At 66.9% G+C, this 18070-nt stretch carries 13 protein-coding genes; 10 read left to right on the forward strand and 3 right to left on the reverse strand.

Annotated features, from left to right (window positions below):
* Positions 1–14: 14 nt before the first annotated feature.
* The 9 genes from LGM89_RS26155 to LGM89_RS26195 all read left to right on the forward strand — a co-directional run bounded on the left by LGM89_RS26155 (position 15) and on the right by LGM89_RS26195 (position 9164).
* Positions 15–1163: a c-type cytochrome gene (locus LGM89_RS26155; RefSeq protein WP_226274407.1), complete on the forward strand. Its 1149-nt coding sequence runs from the start codon at positions 15–17 to the stop codon at positions 1161–1163.
* Between the two features lie 31 nt (positions 1164–1194).
* Positions 1195–2955: a cytochrome c oxidase subunit I gene (ctaD, locus tag LGM89_RS26160; protein ID WP_226274408.1), complete on the forward strand. Its 1761-nt coding sequence runs from the start codon at positions 1195–1197 to the stop codon at positions 2953–2955.
* Positions 2952–3563: a cytochrome c oxidase subunit 3 gene (locus tag LGM89_RS26165; protein ID WP_226274409.1), complete on the forward strand. Its 612-nt coding sequence runs from the start codon at positions 2952–2954 to the stop codon at positions 3561–3563. The genes ctaD and LGM89_RS26165 overlap by 4 nt, the downstream gene beginning before the upstream one ends.
* The gene (locus LGM89_RS26170) at positions 3560–4279 is read left to right on the forward strand and encodes a heme-copper oxidase subunit III family protein (protein ID WP_226274410.1); all 720 of its coding nucleotides are present in this window, start codon (positions 3560–3562) and stop codon (positions 4277–4279) included. Before LGM89_RS26165 ends, LGM89_RS26170 begins: the two co-directional genes overlap by 4 nt.
* 7 nt (positions 4280–4286) lie before the next feature.
* Positions 4287–4628: a cytochrome C oxidase subunit IV family protein gene (locus tag LGM89_RS26175; RefSeq protein ID WP_206136804.1), complete on the forward strand. Its 342-nt coding sequence runs from the start codon at positions 4287–4289 to the stop codon at positions 4626–4628.
* Positions 4629–4767: 139 nt separating this feature from the next.
* On the forward strand, positions 4768–5088 hold the full coding sequence (locus LGM89_RS26180) for a high-potential iron-sulfur protein (RefSeq protein ID WP_226274411.1): 321 nt from the start codon (positions 4768–4770) through the stop codon (positions 5086–5088).
* Positions 5089–5334: 246 nt separating this feature from the next.
* Positions 5335–6249: a LysR substrate-binding domain-containing protein gene (locus tag LGM89_RS26185; RefSeq protein WP_226274412.1), complete on the forward strand. Its 915-nt coding sequence runs from the start codon at positions 5335–5337 to the stop codon at positions 6247–6249.
* Between the two features lie 183 nt (positions 6250–6432).
* A complete protein-coding gene (locus LGM89_RS26190) occupies positions 6433–7707 on the forward strand; it encodes a dicarboxylate/amino acid:cation symporter (RefSeq protein WP_226274413.1) in 1275 nt (424 codons plus the stop codon).
* A gap of 14 nt (positions 7708–7721) precedes the next feature.
* Entirely contained in the window at positions 7722–9164 is a 1443-nt protein-coding gene (locus LGM89_RS26195; RefSeq protein ID WP_226274414.1) for an amino acid racemase, read from the forward strand.
* A gap of 121 nt (positions 9165–9285) precedes the next feature.
* Here the strand turns inward: LGM89_RS26195 and LGM89_RS26200 are convergent, their stop codons facing one another.
* From LGM89_RS26200 to LGM89_RS26210, 3 genes are all read right to left on the reverse strand, one after another.
* A complete protein-coding gene (locus LGM89_RS26200) occupies positions 9286–9480 on the reverse strand; it encodes a hypothetical protein (RefSeq protein ID WP_226274415.1) in 195 nt (64 codons plus the stop codon).
* Between the two features lie 101 nt (positions 9481–9581).
* Entirely contained in the window at positions 9582–10760 is a 1179-nt protein-coding gene (locus tag LGM89_RS26205) for a chromate transporter (protein ID WP_226204923.1), read from the reverse strand.
* The gene (locus LGM89_RS26210) at positions 10757–11734 is read right to left on the reverse strand and encodes a chromate resistance protein ChrB domain-containing protein (protein ID WP_226274416.1); all 978 of its coding nucleotides are present in this window, start codon (positions 11732–11734) and stop codon (positions 10757–10759) included. The genes LGM89_RS26205 and LGM89_RS26210 overlap by 4 nt, the downstream gene beginning before the upstream one ends.
* Positions 11735–12102: 368 nt before the next feature.
* Here LGM89_RS26210 and uvrA point away from each other — a divergent pair, with 368 nt between their 5' ends.
* A complete protein-coding gene (uvrA, locus tag LGM89_RS26215; protein ID WP_226274417.1) occupies positions 12103–17997 on the forward strand; it encodes an excinuclease ABC subunit UvrA in 5895 nt (1964 codons plus the stop codon).
* Positions 17998–18070 lie beyond the last annotated feature (73 nt).

The following is an 18070-nucleotide window of genomic DNA, read 5'->3' on the forward strand; positions in this document are numbered from 1 at the left end:
CAGCGAGGCGGCCTATGGCCCTTGCGATTGCCCTGGTCCTGATCATCCTGTTGGCGGTGGGGTTTCACTTTGCCAGTCCGTGGTGGATCACGCCGATCGCGTCGAACTGGGTGCGCATGGACGACATGCTGACGATCACGCTCGTCATCACCGGCGCATTCTTCATCGCCATCAACCTGTTCATCGTGGTCGCCCTGGTGCGCTATCGCCACCGCAGCGGGCATCGTGCGGCCTACGAACCGCACAACCGGAAACTGGAATGGTGGCTGATCGGCCTGACCATCGTCGGCGTGGCGGCGTTGCTGGCGCCGGGCCTGTTCGTCTACGCGGACTACATCCGGCCGCCGCGCAACGCGCTGCAGATGGAGGTGCTCGGCCAGCAATGGCAATGGCGCTTTCGCTTCGCCGGGCCTGGCGGCAAGCTGGGCACGACCGACGTGCGCTACATCAGCAACGACAACCCGTTCGGCCTGAACCCCGCCGACCCGAACGGCCGTGACAACTACCTGATCGACGGTCCCGAGGTGCACCTGCCGCTCAACCGGCCGGTCCAGGTCCTGGCCCGGTCGCGCGACGTGCTGCACGACTTCTACGTTCCGCCGTTCCGGGCGCGGATGAACATGGTGCCGGGCATGGTGACCACCTTCTGGTTCACGCCGACCCAGGCAGGGCGCTACGACATCCTGTGCGCGCAGCTCTGCGGGATCGGGCATTCCGGCATGCGCGGCGTGGTGGTGGTGGAAGACGAAGCCGCGTTCTCGCGCTGGCTGGCGCAGCAGGCCACGTTCGCGCAGCAGCAGATGGCCCACGTGCAGGCCGCACCCGCCGCCGCGGGCGGCAGCGCGCAGGCGCTGGCCAACCTGGGCAAGACGCTCGCGGCAGCCAAGGGCTGCGTCGCCTGCCATACCGTGGACGGCAGCCCGCTCGTCGGCCCGACCTGGAAGGGCCTGTACGGCAAGACCGAAACGATGGCCGACGGCAGCACCGCGAAGGTGGACGAAGCCTATTTGCGCGCGTTCATCCGCAATCCGACGGCTCGCGTCGTGAAGGGCTTCTCGCCGATCATGCCGCACTTCGACCTGAGCGAGCAGGAACTGAGCGCGCTGGTGGCCTATATCGAGGCGCAAGGCGGGACGCCCGCCGGCACCGCCGCCCAGCCCTAGCGGAACGGACGAAGCAGACGGAGCAGACGCCATGACCTACGCGCATACCGACCCCATCCCGCATAGCTTCTGGACCCGCTATGTGTGGAGCCAGGACCACAAGGTCATCGCCGTGCAGTACGCGATGACGGCCATCGCGATTGGCCTGGTCGGCCTCGTCCTGTCGGACCTGATGCGGCTGCAGCTCGGCTTTCCGGGCAAGTTCGCGTTCATCGACGCGAACCACTACTACCAGTTCGTCACCATGCACGGGATGATCATGGTGATCTACCTGCTGACGGCGCTGTTCCTGGGCGGCTTCGGCAACTACCTGATCCCGCTGATGCTCGGCGCGCGCGACATGGTGTTCCCGTTTCTCAACATGCTGAGCTACTGGGTCTACCTGCTGGCCGTGCTGGTGCTGGTGGCGAGCTTCTTCGTGCCGGGCGGGCCGACCGGTGCGGGCTGGACGCTGTATCCGCCGCAGGCGATCCTGCCGGGCACGCCGGGCGTGGAATGGGGCATCGTGCTGATGCTCGTGTCGCTGGCGATCTTCATCGTCGCGGCCACGATGGGCGGCCTGAACTACGTGACCACCACGCTGCAGGCACGCACGCGCGGCATGACGCTGATGCGCATGCCGCTCACGGTGTGGGGCATCTTCATCGCGACCATCATGGCGCTGCTGGCGTTTCCGGCGCTGTTCGTGTCGGCGGTGATGATGCTGTTCGACCGGACGCTCGGCACCAGTTTCTTCGTCCCGGCCGTGGTGTCGATGGGGCAGACGCTCAAGCACGCCGGCGGCAGCCCGCTGCTGTTCCAGCACCTGTTCTGGTTCTTCGGGCATCCGGAGGTCTACATCGTCGCGCTGCCGGCCTTCGGCATCGCGTCGGATCTCATCAGCACGCACGCGCGCAAGAGCATCTTCGGCTACCGGATGATGGTGTGGGCCATCGTGATCATCGGCGCGCTGAGCTTCGTGGTCTGGGCGCACCACATGTTCATCGCGGGCATGAATCCGTACTTCGGCTTCTTCTTCGCCACCACGACGCTCATCATCGCCGTCCCGACCGCCCTCAAGGTCTACAACTGGGTGCTGACACTGTGGCGCGGCGATATCCACCTGACCGTGCCGATGCTGTTCGCGATCGGCTTCATCAGCACCTTCGTGCTGGGCGGGCTCACCGGGCTATACCTCGGCAACGTGAGCGTGGACATCCCGCTGTCGAACACGTATTTCGTGGTCGCGCACTTCCATATGGTGATGGCCGTGTCGCCGATCCTCGTGGTGTTCGGCGGCCTGTATCACTGGTACCCGAAGGTGACGGGCCGCCTGCTCGACGACACGCTCGGGCGCGCGCACTTCTGGATCACCTTCGTCGGCACCTACGCGATCTACTTCCCGATGCACTATCTCGGCATCCTCGGCATGCCGCGGCGGTATTACGCGTATCAGGGCTACAGCTTCATTCCGCATTCGGCGCAGACGCTCAACACGTTCATCACGATCGTCGCGCTGATCGTCGCGGCGGCACAGCTGCTGTTCCTGTTCAACCTCGCGTGGAGCCTTCGCCACGGGCGGCGTGCGGACGGCAACCCGTGGCGCGCCACCACGCTCGAATGGCAGACGCCGCAAACGCCGCCCGTACACGGCAACTGGGGGCCGACGCTTCCCGTCGTCTACCGCTGGGCATACGAATACAGTCCGCCGGGGCAGGAGGAAGACTTCGTGCCGCAAAACCAGCCGCCGGCGACGGCGCCTCAATCCAAAGCGGCCCATCCGACGCTGCACCCGGGCGAGGCACACGAATGACCACGCTGCCGCGCCCCTTCGTTCCCGATGCGCCACCCGGCTTGCCGAATGCGGGCCGCACTGGCCTGACCGTGTTCATGGCGGTGGCGACGACGTTGTTCTCGCTGCTGCTGTTCGCCTATGCGATGCGCATGCGTGAACCCGACTGGCAGCCGATCCCGCATCCGGCGCTGCTGGGGTGGAACACCGGCGCGCTGGCGCTGGCCAGCATCGCGATGCAGCGCGCCCGGCGGATCGGCCCGTCCCGCACGGTGTGGCTGGCAGCCGGCGGCGTGCTGGCGGCCGTGTTCGTGATCGGGCAGCTGGTTGCGTGGCAGACGCTGTCGGCAGCCGGAGAGACGGTCACCGTCAATCCGTCCAACAGCTTCCTCTACCTGCTCACCGGCCTGCACGGGGTGCATGTGCTGGGCGGGCTGGCGGCGTGGGCCGTGACGATCGCGCAACTCCGGCGCGCGGACCCGTTCCGGGCCCAACGGGCCATCGCGCTGTGCGCGCGCTACTGGCATTTCCTGCTCGCGGTCTGGCTCGTGCTGCTGGCGGCGATGCAGTGGTTGACCCCCGGGATCGTCGCCGCCGTCTGCGGGCCGCTATACGGAGCCGCGCCATGACCGCGCCCACGGCTCACACCGAATCCACAGCCGAATCGTCCGCGCTGCCGCCCGCCGACGCGCGGCCCGACGGCTGGCGCGGCATCGTCACCGACTGGTCGTCCGACCGCGAAGCCTTCAGGGTGCCGTGGGGCAAGGCGATGATGTGGATCTTCCTGCTGTCGGACACCTTCGTCTTCAGCAGCTTCCTGATCGGCTACATGACGGTGCGCATGTCGACCACGGCGCCATGGCCCGATACCGCGAAAGTGTTCGGGCTCAGCGTGGGCGGCGTGGAAGTGCCGTTGCTGCTGATTGCGATCATGACGTTCACGCTGATCAGCAGCAGCGGCACGATGGCGATGGCCGTCAACTTCGGCTACCGGCGCAACGCACGGCCCGCCGCCGCGTTGTTGCTGGCGACCGCGCTGCTGGGCGCGACCTTCGTGTCGCTGCAGGCGTTCGAATGGAGCAACCTGATCTTCCGTGAAGGCATCCGCCCGTGGGGCAATCCGCTCGGCGCGGCGCAGTTCGGCGCGTGCTTCTTCACGATCACCGGGTTCCACGGCTTTCACGTGACCTGCGGCGTGATCTACCTGCTGCTGATCGCGCGCAAGATCCTGCAGCCCGGATTCACCGAGCACGGCAACTTCCAGATCGTCGAGATCGCCGGGCTGTACTGGCACTTCGTCGACCTGGTGTGGGTGTTCATCTTCGCGCTGTTCTATTTGTGGTGAGGCAGCCATGGAGCATACCGATCCCGCCGATCGACCCGACGCCGCGCACGGCCAGCAGCATCCGATCGGCCTCTACCTGAAGATCTGGGGCCTGCTGTTCGTGCTGAGCACGTTGTCGTACCTGGTCGACTACTTCAACGTGCAGGGCCTGATGCGCTGGGTGCTGATCGTCGTGCTGATGATCGCGAAGGCCGGGCTGATCGTGTCGATCTTCATGCACATGATGTGGGAGCGGCTGGCGCTCGTGTACGCGATCCTGATCCCGCCGCTGAGCCTGCTGGTGCTCATGGTGCTGATGGCGGCGGAAGCGCATCACACGTTCGGGATGCGGGCGTTGTTCTTTCGCTGATTCCGTCGTCGAGCGTGCGTCGGCGTGATGGGCGCGATGCCTGCGCGATCGACGGGCGCCGTCTAGGAGCGGGCGGCGTTTCGTCATCGGGGAACGGCGCATTCCGGACATCCGTTCACGCGAACCTGAAGGGGGAACCATGAAATTTTCACGCCGACGTTTCGTTGCAGTCACCACCGTGCTCGCTTCCGCGCTCGCCGTTGGACGCCGCGCGACGGCGGCGGATGCCGGGGCCGGTGTCGTGCAGGAAGCCGATGCCAATGCCCAGGCGCTCGGCTACAAGGCGGATGCCGGACGGGTCGATCATGCGAAGTACCCGAAATTCCAGGCAGGCGAGGCCTGTGCGAATTGTCGGTTCTTCCAGGGCAAGGCCGGCGCCACGACGGGGGCGTGCGCGATTTTCGGCGGCAAGCAGGTGAGTGCGAAAGGCTGGTGCAACAGTTATACGAAGAAGGCTTAGCCAGGCAGGGATGGGCTGGCGGCCGTGCAACTGAAATGCCGTCGCCGCCGGGGTTGTCGCCCGCGCATATCGTCGCCGTCGGCGAGCCCGCAGAACGGCGACGTCCAGATCGGCCACGGGCGCCATGGCAAACGCCGACGCGATGCGCCGGATCGAGCACATACAATGTGAGCGTCCGCCGGCCTGCGCGTCCCCCCGACTTCGGTGACGCGCAGGCCGATCCCACCGCGATCCTCCAAGGCCGATATGGAAATCAAATGGATCGAGGATTTCCTCGCCCTCGCTCAATATCAAAGCTTTTCCCGGGCAGCGGAGTTCCGCAACGTCACGCAGTCGGGTTTCAGCCGTCGCATCCAGTCGCTCGAACAGTGGATCGGGGCCGAACTGATCGACCGCAGCAGCTTTCCGCCGGTGCTGACGCCGGCGGGCCGCCTGTTTCGCGAGACGGCCGAAGATGTGCTCAGCCGCCTGTTCGACACGCGCGCGATCATCCGCACCGAGCAGCGGATCGCCGGCAAGAGCCTGCAGATCGCCGCGGGCCACACGATCGCGCTGAGTTTCCTGCCGGCGTGGCTCAAGGCGCTCGCGCCGCATTTCGGCGAAGTGCGGGCGCGCGTGATTCCGACCAATGTCCACGATTCGATCCTGATGCTCGTCAACAGCAATTGCGAGCTCATGTTTGCGTATCACCACCCGGAACTGCCGCTCCATCTCGATCCGGTGAAATACGAACACCTGACCGTGGGCCTCGACACGCTGATGCCGGCATGCAGGCCCAACCGTCGATCCGCGCCGGCCTTTCGTCTTCCCGGGACGAAGCAGCATCCGCTGCCGCTGATTTCCTATACGGAAACCAGTTACTTCGGGCGGTGCCTCGCGCTGCTGCTCGGTCGCGCACCGGATGCGCCGGCCTTGCAACTGCACTACGAATCCGACATGGCCGAGGTGCTGAAGAAACTCGTGATGGAAGGCGAGGGTGTCGCGTGGCTGCCCCGGAGCGCGATCACGGCGGAACTGGCGGCCGGCGAACTCGTGCCGGCCGGGCCGGCGGCGTGGAACCTCGACGTCGAACTGCGCGTGTATCGCGACGTGTCCAATCGGAGTGAATTCCTGGACACGCTCTGGCAGCACCTGCGCGCGGCGCCTTCGCGGCTCGGCTGAGTCAGGGTTTTCCCGCCTTATGCGGCGCTCGCATACCGCCATGTCGCACCGGCATCACGGTTTTATCGACGATCCCTACCATTCGTTCCAACGGCAGATGTGATGCGTGACCCGCGTCGCGCTGCCTGCATCGCAGCGGCGGCCCGCCTTCCGGCGGCCGGGTGCCACCACGGACGGATGGACATGAAAAATCGCCTTACCTTAAGCATCGCAGTCGGCATGATTCTCGGTGTCGTCGCCGGCTATCTCTGCCACACCCACATCGCGGACCCGGGCGCGCTCAAGACGACTGCCGGCTATTTCTCGATCGTCACCGACATCTTCCTGCGCCTGATCAAGATGATCATCGCGCCGCTGGTGTTCGTGACGCTCGTGTCGGGCCTGGCCGGCATGGACAGTGGCGAGGACGTCGGGCGCATCGGCCTGCGCTCGATCGGGTGGTTCATCTGCGCGTCGCTGATTTCGCTGAGCCTGGGCCTCGTCATGGCCAATGCGCTGCAGCCGGGCGCCGGCCTGAATCTCACGGCAACCGCCGGCGAGGCCAATACCGGCTTGAATACGGCCGCGCTGAACGCCCGGGACGTGATCACGCATGCGTTCCCGACCAGCCTGCTCGACGCGATGGCGCGCAACGACATCCTGCAGATCCTGGTGTTCTCGGTCTTTCTCGGCGTCGCGCTGAGTGCGCTCAAACACGACAAGCGCGTCGGCGTCGTGATCCAGTCGATCGACGGGATGGTGCCGGTGATGCTGCGCCTGACGAACTACGTGATGCGCGCGGCGCCGCTCGGCGTATTCGGTGCGATCGCGTCGTCGGTCACGCTGCGCGGGCTCGACGTGATCTACACGTATGGAAAGCTGATCGGCGCGTTCTATCTCGGCTTGATCGTCCTCTGGATGCTGCTGATCGGCGCCGGCTATGCGTTTCTCGGTCGGCGCGTCGTGAGCCTGCTGAAGGCCGTGCGCGAACCGGCGCTGATCGCCTTCTCGACCGCGAGCAGCGAGGCCGCCTATCCGCGCCTGACCGAGCAGCTCGAGCGGTTCGGCGTCGACAAGAAGGTGGTGGGTTTCACGTTGCCGCTGGGTTACGCATTCAACCTCGACGGTTCGATGATGTACCAGGCGTTTGCCGCCATCTTCATCGCCCAGGCGTTCGGCGTGCACATGCCGCTGTCGGAGCAGGTGTTCATGCTGCTGGTGCTGATGTTGAGCAGCAAGGGCATGGCGAGCGTGCCGCGCGGCTCGGTGGTCGTGGTCGCGGCGGTCGCGCCGATGTTCCATCTGCCGGTGGCCGGCGTCGCGATGGTCCTCGCGATCGACCAGATCCTCGACATGGGGCGCACGATGACGAACGTGATCGGCAACAGCGTGGCGACAGCCGTGATCGCGAAGTGGGAGGGCCGGCGAGCCGTGAAGTCGAACGGCGCCGTATTCGACGAGCCGGAGCTGAATGCATGATGGGCACGGCCAGCATGAACACCCGAAGAAAATTCGGCGTGGTCGGCGGCCTCGGGCCGCTGGGGAGTGCCGACGTGTTCTTCAAGATGGTGAAGGCGACGCCGGCGTCGTCCGACGATGAGCATGTCGAAGCGATTTTCGAGCAATACCCGTTCAATGGCGCGGGGTCGGGCAGTGCCGCGACCATCGAACGCAAGCTGTACGTGTTCGACATGATCCGGGCGTTCGAGGCGCGCGGCGTGACGACGGTCGTGCTCCCGTGTTTCCTGAGCCACACGTTCATCGACGAGCTGAAAGCGAATACGAAGCTGCCGATCGTGGATATCGTCGAAGCCGTTCGCAGCCATGTGCAACGCAAGTATCCCGACGCGACACGCATCGGCGTGCTCGCTTCCGATTACGTGCGGGACAAGCGGCTCTTCGATGCGTATTTCCCGTCGCCGCCATTCGACATCGTCCATCCGCGTTCGTACGACGGCGTCGATCTCGTGACGGAAGCCGTCTACGGTGCCGACGGCATCAAGCGCGGCACGCTTCGAGGGCGGCCGGTCGAGCTGTTGCGCCGCGCCTGCGAGGACCTGGTCGATCAGGGCGTGCAGGTCATCGTCCCGGGGCTGACCGAGATTGCGCTGGTCGCGGATGAAATCGGCCCGTTGCCGGTGCCGTTGATCGATTCGAATCTCGCCTACGCGCAGTACGCGGTATCGGCGCCGCACGGCTCCCGTGCATCGACGTTCAAGATCGGCGTGGTCGGCGGCGTGGGTCCGGCCGCAACGGTCGATTTCCTGGACAAGATCGTTCGAAACACACCGGCGTCGCGCGATCAGGACCATATCAAGCTGCTGGTCGAACAGAATCCGCAAATCCCCGATCGAACCGAGAATCTTTTAGGTGTCGGCGTGGACCCGACGATCGCCTTGTACGCGACCTGCAAGAAGCTCGAGGACGGCGATGCGGACGTCATCGCGATTCCGTGCAATACCGCGCATGCATTCGTCGAGCGGATCCAGCCGTATCTCGACATCCCGATCGTCAACATGCTGACCGTCACCGTCGCTCACTTACGCGACACCTACCCGGCGCTAAGCGACGTCGGTGTACTGGCGACATCCGGCACGATCGAAAGCGGGGTGTATGAAAAGGCGCTGGCGCAGCAAGGACTCCGGCAAGTCGCGCCCGCCCCGGCGTTGCAGGCGCGCGTGATGGAAGCGATCTACGGAAAGGCGGGTGTCAAGGCGGGCTTTACGGCCGGACAGTGCAAGGACGATATCGACGCTGCCGTCGACGCGCTGATTGCCGAAGGCGTGAACGTGATCGTGCTCGGGTGTACCGAGCTGCCGATCCTGCTGCCCGGCGGCGAATACGTGACGCGAAACGGCAGTCGGGCAACGCTGGTCGACCCGACCGACGTGCTGGCCCGGACGTGCGTTGCCCACGCGATGGCGGCGGCCGGCTGAGCCGGTTTCCGTGTGACGCATCGCGACCGGATTCGTGGACGCGGATCATCCCGCGCGAAGCGGCTCGCGTGACCGTACATCGCGAGCCCGACGCCGCCGGCCGTCCCGCTCCGCGCGACCGTCAAGCCTCGTGATCCTGGGCGTTTTCCGCTTCCTTCCGGCGGGCTTCGGCGTTCGTGGGCATGACGGCCGCCGTGCCTTCCACGACGACGAGCCCGTTCACTTCGAAGCAGGTTTCCAGCACGACCCGACGCCGGTTCGCGAGGATCTCCTTGACCGTCACGGTCGCGCGAACCGCCTTCATCGGTGGCTGCATGGAGATACCGTATCGTGTCAGCCGAAATCGAGCCGTATCTGTGGCGATCGCTTGCCCGCGCGTTCATCCGGTACGTCACCTCCACCGCACGTCGACTCGAGTCAGTGATGAAGCAGCGGGAACGCCACGAGCCCGATGACGGCGGCAGCGATCACGATCACCGGTTCCTGCAATTTCTTGAAGCGCCACAGCAAAAGCACGGTGGCGACGGCGAGCAGCGCAGTCGGGATATCGACGATCGATCGCTTCGCGATCACGAGAACGGAGCCCGTGATCGCCCCGACGGCCGCCGCCGTGATGCCGTTCACGAACGCCTTGACGCCCGGCCGGTGCCCGTATTTCTTCACGTAAGGCGCCGGAATGACCGTGAACAGATAGCAAGGCAGGAACGTGCCGAGCGAAGCGACGAGTGCGCCCGGGAATCCCGCGACCAGATACCCGATGAAGCCGACGGTGATCACGACCGGGCCGGGCGTGATCATCGCGACCGCGACGGCGTCGACGAACTGCCTGTCGTTCAACCAGTGATGCTCGGTGACGACGCCGCCATAGAGGAACGGCACGATCGCGAGTCCGGAGCCGAACACGAACGCACCCGCCTTCATGAAGAAAGCACCGAGCTGAACGAGCTGCGGTAAATCGATGCCGCTCAGCCACCCGCTGACTGCGGGTAGTTGGGCAGCGGCAACGGCATTCGGGCCGCCCTTGTGCAGCCACTTCGGTGGAGCACGCCACAGCCAGCCGATCAGGCCGGCAGCGACGAACAGCCACGCGATTTCCGATTCCGTGATGAAGGTCACCGCGGCCAAGGTCAGGAAGATCGCCCAGAGAAGCTTGTCGTCGCCGACGGTCTTGGTCGTGAGCTTGTACGCGCTCATCGCGATGATGCCGACCACCGCCGCGCCGACGCCGTAGAAGACGGCCTGCATCCACGACAGCCCGCCGAAATGCGCGTACGCGAACCCGAGCGCGACCACCATCAGGAACGATGGCAGCACGAACGCGAAACCGACCAGCGTCGCGCCGAGGAGGCGGTAGTGGACGAAGCCGAGATAGATCGCCAACTGGGCCGCCATCGGCCCCGGTGCGAGCTGGGCCAGCGTGAGGCCTTCCTTGTAGTCGGCCTCCGTGATCCAGCCGCGACGCTCGACCAGGTCGCGACGCATGTAGCCCGCGAGCGCGACCGGCCCGCCGAAACCGAATGTGCCGAGACGCAGCATGTAGGCGACCAGCTCGCCCAGCGAGTAGGTCGGTTCGGTGGTGGCGACGGTAGGAGTCATGATCTGGCCGTGGTTGGGTTTTTGCCGTTCGACGTGAAGTGCGCGTACAGGGCGTCGAGCACGGCGCCCATCTGCTCGAGCAACTGATCGTCGTTCTCCGTGCGCTGGCGCGTGCCGGCCATCACGGCCTCGAAGCCCACCGCTTCGGGCGCGGCGGGGCCGCCTACGTCGAGCGCGTGCACGATCTCGCCGAGCCGCATCAGCGCGGCGTCGTCTTCGAGTCCGAAACTGGCGAGTAGCACCTCGAATGTCACGCGCTCGCCGACGTGCGTGAACGTCGCACCGTCGAAATCGAAGCCGAGCGCATCGACCGGGCAATCCGCCGGCGCCGCCAGCCAGAGGAAGCGGGCGCGCGCGTCGATGAATCGACGGATCAGCCACGCGCTCGCGACGCGATCGACCCACATCCGTTGCCGTGTCGCCCAGGTTCGGCCTTGATATTCGTTGGTCGCCAGCGGACGGATCGGGCGGTCGGCGGCGTGCGGCTCGCCCGGCGACAGCACGGTGTCGACCAGCGCGACGAAATCCTGCAGCGCGACTTCGGCACGGGTGGCCGAATCGCCCGGGAAATAGTCGATCGCCCGGATGGCGTCGAAATCCTTGCGCAGGCGACGCAGCAGGCGGGTGAGCTCCGTGGGGGACTGCCCGGCCAGTGTCTTGCGCGCGTCGATGAGGGTTCGCGTGAAGGTCGCGTAGTCGGCGTCGCGATCGAACAGCGCGCGGAATTCCTGTTCCTGTGACGCGTCGAGACTGGGCGCGCGCAACAGGTGGGCCGTGCCGCCGCTGTCGGCGATCGCCGCCGCGAGCTCGCGCAGGGTCGCCTCATGCTCTGCGGTGTACGGCAGCAGGTAGATGCCGTCGCGCAGCACCGCGCACCCCTTCGCCTTCAGCGCACGCCAGAACCGCATGCGGGCCGTCGCGTTTTCTGTCGGAAGGGTCAGAACGAGGAGCGACCAGATCGATAAAGTATTCATGTAGCAAATGCTACTAATGCGTCACAACTTCTACAAGTTAACTTTTCGATCGTTACACGCGGGGAGGGCTGCACCCGTCGTCAGCCGGAGACGGGGGATTCGAATGGTTGGCGGGATGCGCCCATGACCGCTGCGAACCGGCACGCAGCGGGTGGCCTGTTCGGCAGGCATCTCGCTCCCTCGCCGCCCGCCTGCCCATGACGGCGCCAGGGTCGTCATGGAAAACTGTATGAATATACAGTATAGTGTCCGTCGCAATCGAGCCGCACACGTGTAACCGTGGCGGCCCGTGCGCCGCGCCTGCGGGCATCCGCCGCAGCGTTCCGGCACCGAGCACTCTGGCTAACTCATTCAGACGGGCAGGCAAATTGTCATCCAGCAATCTGATCCGCATTCGCGGAGCACGTCAGCACAACCTCAAGAATCTCGATCTCGACCTGCGCACCGGCGAGATGACGGTCGTCACCGGCCCGTCGGGCTCCGGCAAGTCCAGCCTCGTGTTCGACACGCTGTACGCGGAAGGCCAGCGGCGCTACGTCGAGACGTTCAGCGCGTACGCGCGGCAGTTCCTCGACCGGATGGATCGCCCGCAGGTCGAACGTGTCGACGGCGTGCCGCCGGCCATCGCGATCGACCAGACCAACCCGGTGCGCAGCTCGCGCTCGACCGTCGGCACGATGACCGAGCTGAACGATCACCTGAAGCTGCTGTACGCGCGCGCGGCCGAGCTGTTCGACCGCAAGACCGCGCGGCAGGTGCGGCACGACACGCCGGAGACGATCTACGCGGAGCTCGTCGCGCGCACGCAGGCGGACGATCCGCGCGTCGTCGTCACGTTCCCGGTCGAGCTGCCGGAAGCGGTGTCCGATGAAGAAATCGCGCAGTGGCTGTCGGCGAGCGGCTATACGCGCGTGCAGGCGCAGCGCGAGGTCGCGTCGCCCACCGGGCCGCGCAAGGTGCTCGACGTGGTGGCCGACCGCTTCCGCGTGCAGGGCGCCGACAAGGTACGCGTGGTCGAGGCGATCGAGGCGTCGCTGAAGCGCGGCGGCGGGCGCGTGAATGTCTATGTGCTGCCGGCCGACGCAGAGAACGCGGTTGCCGAGCCGCAGGTATGGCGCTTCTCCACCGGGCTCCACGATCCCGACAGCGACCTGCGCTACGCGGAGCCGCAGGCGGCGCTGTTCTCGTTCAATTCGGCATATGGCGCATGCGAAACCTGCCGCGGCTTCGGCCGCGTGATCGGCGTCGATCTCGGCCTCGTGATCCCCGACGCGCGCAAGACGCTGCGCGGCGGCGCGATCAAGCCGATGCAGACCCCTGCCTGGAAGGAATGCCAGGACGACCTGATGCGCTACGCGGCGAAAGCCGGCGTCCCGCGCGACACGCCGTGGTCCGAGCTGTCGGACGCCGAGCGCGACTGGGTCGTCAACGGGTCGCCGGACTGGAACGGCAAGTGGCAGAGCCAGTGGTACGGCGTGAAGCGCTTCTTCGGCTATCTCGAGTCGAAAGCGTACAAGATGCATATCCGCGTGCTGCTGTCGAAATACCGCAGCTACACGCCGTGCGACGTGTGCGGCGGCGCGCGCCTGAAGACGGAGTCGCTGCAATGGCGGCTCGGCTCGAAGGAAAACGCCGACGGCGTGCTCGCGCCGGCCGGCCGCTTCATGCCGCGCGGCGTCGACTGGAGTCGCGCGCAGCTCGAAGCGCTGCCGGGCCTGACCGTGCACGACCTGATGCTGCTGCCGATCGAGCGCATTCGCCGCTTCTTCGACGACATCACGCTGCCGAGCGCGCTGCTCGACGATGCGCTGAAGCTGCTGCTCGCCGAGGTGCGCACGCGCCTGAAATACCTGTGCGACGTGGGGCTCGGCTACCTGACGCTCGACCGGCAGAGCCGCACGCTGTCGGGCGGCGAGGTGCAGCGGATCAACCTGACGACGGCGCTCGGCACGTCGCTCACGAAAACCCTGTTCGTGCTCGACGAACCGAGTATCGGCCTGCATCCGCGCGATCTCACGCGGATCGTCGAGGCGATGCAGCGGCTGCGCGACGCGGGCAATACGCTGGTCGTGGTCGAACACGATCCGTCGGTGATGCTCGCGGCCGACCGGTTGATTGACATGGGGCCCGGCCCGGGCGAGCGCGGCGGCACGATCGTCTACGACGGCACGCCCGCCGACATCCGCTCCGCGCACACGCTGACGGGCGAGTATCTCGGCGGCCGCAAGCATGTCGCGCATGCGTCGAACTGGGCGCGCCGGGTGGTCGACGCGAACACGCCGCGCATCGTGCTCGAAGGCGCGAGCGAACATAACCTGCGCGACGTGACCGTCGAGATCCCGTTGCAGCGGCTCGTCTGCGTGACGGGCGTGTCGGGGTCCGGCAAGTCCACGCTCCTTCAGGACGTGCTCTATCCGGCGATGGCGCGGCACCACGGCAAGGCGACCGAGTCGCCGGGCGCGTACCGCAGCCTCAGGGGCGCCGACCAGGTCGGCGACGTCGTGTTCGTCGACCAGTCGCCGATCGGCAAGACCACGCGGTCGAACCCGGCGAGCTACGTCGGCGCGTTCGACGAGATCCGCAAGTTGTTCGCGAAGGCGCCGCTCGCGCTGCAACGCGGCTATGGCGCCGGCACGTTCAGCTTCAACTCGGGCGATGGCCGGTGCCCGACCTGCGGCGGCTCGGGCTTCGAGCACATCGAGATGCAGTTCCTGAGCGACGTCTACCTGCGCTGCCCGGATTGCGACGGCAGCCGCTACCGCGCCGAGATCCTCGAAGTGCGCATCGAGCGCAACGGCCGCGCGCTGAGCATCGCCGACGTGCTCGATCTCACCGTCAGCGAAGCGGCCGCGTTCTTCGCGACCGACGCCGAGGTGCTGCGCGTGCTGCAGCCGATCGTCGACGTCGGCCTCGAATACGTGAAGCTCGGCCAGCCGGTGCCGACGCTGTCGGGCGGCGAAGCGCAGCGGCTGAAGCTGGCCGGCTTCCTCGCCGAATCGGCGGCGGCCGTCAATGGGCGCCGGGTCGTCACGGAAGAAGCGCGCATCGCGCGCGCGAAGCTGTTCATGTTCGACGAGCCGACCACCGGGCTGCACTTCGACGACATCGCGAAGCTGATGCAGGCGTTCGGCAAGCTGCTCGCGGCCGGCCATTCGCTGATCGTGATCGAGCACAACCTCGACGTGATCCGTGCGGCCGACTGGCTGATCGATCTCGGCCCGGAAGGCGGCGACGGCGGCGGCCTCGTGCTGTGCGCGGGTACGCCCGACGACGTGAAGGCCTGCGCCGAATCGCATACCGGCGTGGCGCTGCTGCAGTACGACCGCGCAATGGACGCCGAGCTGGCGCTCGCCGACGAAGGCAAGCCGCTGCAGGCCGTGCTGAACGCGGCGCGCGAGCGGCGTGCGATCGAAGGCGAAGACGTCGTGCGGATCGTCAATGCGCGCGAACACAACCTGAAGGCGCTCGACGTCGACATCCCGCACGGCAAGTTCAACGTGATCACCGGGGTATCGGGTTCCGGCAAGTCGACGCTCGCGTTCGACATCCTGTTCCATGAAGGGCAGCGCCGTTACCTCGAATCGCTGAACGCGTATGCACGCTCGATCGTGCAGCCGGCCGGCCGCCCCGAAGTCGATGCGGTGTACGGCATTCCGCCGACCGTCGCGATCGAGCAGCGGCTGTCGCGCGGCGGGCGCAAGAGCACGGTCGCGACCACGTCCGAGGTCTGGCACTTCCTGCGGCTGCTGTATGTGAAGCTTGGCCTGCAGCATTGCATCCACGACGGCACGCCGGTCACGTCGCAGTCGGTCGAATCGATCGCCGCGCAATTGCTGCGCGATCATCGCGGCGAGCACGTCGGGCTGCTCGCGCCGCTCGTCGTCAACCGCAAGGGCGTGTATACGGATCTCGCGAAGTGGGCGAAGGCGCGCGGCAGCACGCATCTGCGCGTCGACGGCGAGTTCGTGCCGGTCGATCCGTGGCCGAAGCTCGACCGCTTCCGCGAGCACACGATCGAGCTGCCGGTCGCCGACATCGTCGTGTCGCCGGACAACGAGGCCGAATTGCGGCGCGTGCTCGACGAGACGCTCGAGCTCGGCAAGGGCGTGATGCATCTGCTCGCGCCGCTCGACGGGCTGCACGATGCGATGCAGAACGATCATTCGACCGCGCGGGTCGGCACGGTCAAGGTGCTGTCGGTCAAGCGCGCGTGCCCGGTGTGCGGCACGAGCTACCCGGAGCTGGACCCGCGGATGTTCTCGTACAACAGCAAGCACGGCTGGTGCACGACCTGCGTCGGCACCGGCGTCACGCTCACGCGCGAACAGCGCGCCGCGTATGACGACACGGTGCTCGCCGGCGATGATCGTGGCCGCGAGCAGACGCTGCCGTCCGACGAGCAGGAACCGGAAGGCGTGGGCAACGAGCCGTGCCCGGATTGCCATGGCACGCGGCTGAACCCGTCCGCGCGCGCGGTCACGTTCGACGCGCATCCGATCGTCGAGGTCGCGCAATGGACGGTGTCCGACACGCGCCGCTGGATCGACGGGCTGGAACTGACGGGGCGCGACGCACAGATCGCACGCGACATCGTCAGCGAGATCGGCAGCCGCCTCGCGTTTCTCGAGGAAGTCGGGCTTGGTTACCTGAGCCTCGATCGCGCGGCGCCGAGCCTGTCGGGCGGCGAAGCGCAGCGCATCCGGCTCGCGGCGCAGCTCGGCAGCAACCTGCAGGGCGTCTGCTACGTGCTCGACGAACCGACGATCGGCCTGCATCCGCGCGACAACCAGATCCTGCTGGACGCGCTGCGCAAGCTCGGCGACAAGGGCAATACGCTCGTCGTCGTCGAGCATGACGAGGACACGATCCGCCGCGCCGATCACATCATCGACGTGGGCCCGGGCGCCGGCAAGCGCGGCGGCACGCTGGTCGCGCAGGGCGCGGTCGCGGATCTGGCCGCGCAGTCCGATTCGGTCACGGGGCGCCTGCTCGCGCGGCCGATGACGCACCCGCTGCAGCCGCGCCGCAGCGTGAGCCTGCCGGGCAAGCAAGGCGGCGCCGCCGTGCCGGAGGCCTGGCTGACCGTGCATGGCGCGCGGCTGCACAACCTGCGTGACGTCACGGTCGGCATTCCGCTCGCGCGGCTCGTCGCGGTGACGGGCGTGAGCGGCTCGGGCAAGTCGACGCTCGCGCGCGACGTGCTGATGACGAACCTGCTCGACGCGGTGGGCCGCTCGGTGCTGTCGTCGCCGGCCACGCGCCGCGCACGCAAGGCCGCGCAGCAGGACGCGCCGGCCGCCAACCGTCGTTCGAGCGTGCTGGCGCGCAGCGCGCCGCGGCCGTCGCTGAACGTCACGCATGCGTGGCAGGGCTGCGATTCGCTGAGCGGCTGGGAGCAGATCGATCGCGTGCTGGAAGTCGACCAGACGCCGATCGGCAAGACGCCGCGCTCGTGCCCGGCCACCTATATCGGCGTGTGGGACACGATCCGCAAGCTGTTCGCCGATACGCTCGAAGCGCGGGCGCGCGGCTACACGGCATCGCGCTTCTCGTTCAATACCGGCGACGGGCGCTGCCCCGCATGCGAAGGGCAAGGCGTGCGCACGATCGGGATGAGCTTCCTGCCCGACGTGAAGGTGCCGTGCGACGTGTGCCACGGGCAGCGCTTCAACCCGGAGACGCTCGCCGTCACATGGCGCGGCCGGAACATCGGCGACGTGCTGACGATGGAGATCGACGAGGCGGTGGAATTCTTCGCGCCGATCTCGAACATCGCGCATCCGCTGCAGCTGATGAAGGATGTCGGGCTCGGCTACCTGACGCTCGGCCAGCCGTCGCCGACGCTGTCGGGCGGCGAGGCGCAGCGCATCAAGCTCGTCACCGAGCTGACGAAGGTGCGCGATGACATCACGCGGCGCGGCCAGAAGGCGCCGCACACGCTGTACGTACTCGACGAACCGACGGTCGGCCTGCACATGGCCGACGTCGCGAAGCTGATTCGCGTGCTGCACCGGCTCGTCGATGCGGGGCACAGCGTCGTCGTGATCGAGCATGACCTCGACGTGATTGCCGAGGCCGACTGGATCATCGATCTCGGGCCGGAGGGCGGTGTGGGCGGCGGCACGATCGTCGCGGCGGCGCCGCCGGAAGCGCTCGCGCGGGTGAGCGCAAGCCACACCGGGCAGGCGCTCAAGCCGGTGCTGGCGCGAACGGGGTCGGACGAAGGGGAAGCCGAGCGCGAGGGCGAAGCGCGGGTAGGGTGAGCGCGACGCTGCGTCTCGACGGCCCCGGCGCCGGGCAGTGATTTCCCCCAGCTGACTTGCCATCGGCCGGGGG

Origin of the sequence: Burkholderia sp. AU31624 (genome assembly GCF_020420065.1) — a bacterium.
Classification (GTDB): Bacteria; Pseudomonadota; Gammaproteobacteria; order Burkholderiales; family Burkholderiaceae; genus Burkholderia.